The sequence below is a fragment of the Streptomyces sp. SID4985 genome (assembly GCF_009863025.1).
Classification (GTDB): Bacteria; Actinomycetota; Actinomycetes; order Streptomycetales; family Streptomycetaceae; genus Streptomyces.
The window spans coordinates 1-1,286 of sequence record NZ_WWIR01000055.1 but is presented as its reverse complement, the minus strand read 5'-3'; the positions used below and the strand labels follow the sequence as shown (position 1 = coordinate 1,286).

Sequence of the window (1,286 nt, the reverse complement as noted above, 5' to 3'; positions counted from 1 at the left end):
GGCGGCACGCCGCCGCACCCGCGCCTGCGCCACCGACGGGGTGCGGGCGCTGCGGGCCGCCGCGCTGCGGCTGCACTACCGGGTCCAGCTGCGGCTGCCGCTGCGCGAGTACGACGCGGTGTTCGCCGACTGCGGGGGCACCGGGGGCGGCGACCCGGCCGCGCTCGCGGAGGCGCTGCGGACCCACGCCCCGCACATCCGCACCGCGTGGATCGCGCACCCCGGGCAGCCCCGCCCCGGCGGGACACGGCCGCTGCGGGCCGGGTCCGCCGCCTGCTGGAGCGCGCTGGCCCGCTCCAAGTACCTGATCAGCAACGGGGTGTTCGCCCCCGGCGTGCGCAAGCGCCCGGGGCAGGTCTTCCTCCGGACCGGCGACACCCCGTGGACCACCGCCGCTCCCGAAGCACCCTCGCACGACCTGTGGGACTACACCCTCTCCCCCGCCCCGCACACCGCCCCGCCCGCCGAGCATGCACACCCGGCCCCCGGCACGGCGTTGGCGTACGGCCGCCCGCGCAACGACCTTCTCCAACAGGCCACTTCGGCCGACGTGACCCGGCTGCGCACGGCGCTGGGCATCCCAGAGGGCACCGTCGCGATCCTCTACGCGCCCGCGCGCCGGGACCATCCGTACACCCGGCGGCCCGTCCTCGACCTGGAGCGGCTGGCCCGTGAGCTGGGGCCGCGCTTCGTCGTGCTGGTCCGCGCCGGGCGGGCACCGGTGCTCTGGCGGCGCGAGATCCCGGGCGTCCTGGACGTGTCCGCGCATCCGAGCGCGGCCGAGGTGTGCCTCGCGGCGGACGCGCTGCTCACCGACGGCGCGCCGCTGATGTACGACTACGCGGGCCTGGACCGGCCGATCGTCGTGCACGCCGGGGACGGCTTCCCCGGCGCCCCGGGCGCGGTCGCCCGGGGCGAGGACGAGGTGATCGGCCTGTTCGTCTCGGGCCGCTGGCGCGACCCCGGCACGGCCGGGCCAAGGACGGCGTTCCGGGAGCGGTTCTGCCCGCTGGACGACGGCCGGGCCGCCGAGCGGATCGTGCGGCACGTGCTGCTCGGCCGGGCGGACGGACTGCCCGAGGTGATCCCGGTCGTCGACCGGCGCCCGGTGCCCTCCGCCGCCGCGCGCGCCCTCGCGCCGCCGGTCCCGGTGCCGGAACCCTCCGGGCCAGGCCCCGTCACCGACGGCCACTGAACACCGTTGGATCTCCCGGGAGTTCCCATGCCCCGCTCCACGACGCGGCCCACCCCGAGCCGGCCGTCCACCTGGCGCCCCGCGGGCCGCC

At 78.5% G+C, this 1,286-nt stretch carries 1 protein-coding gene; it reads left to right on the top strand.

Annotation, left to right across the window (positions count from 1 at the left end):
• Positions 1 to 1,195: CDP-glycerol glycerophosphotransferase family protein (locus GTW40_RS02310; protein WP_202485274.1), on the top strand; the 1,195-nt coding region annotated here is incomplete at its 5' end.
• Between the last annotated feature and the right edge of the window lie 91 nt (positions 1,196 to 1,286).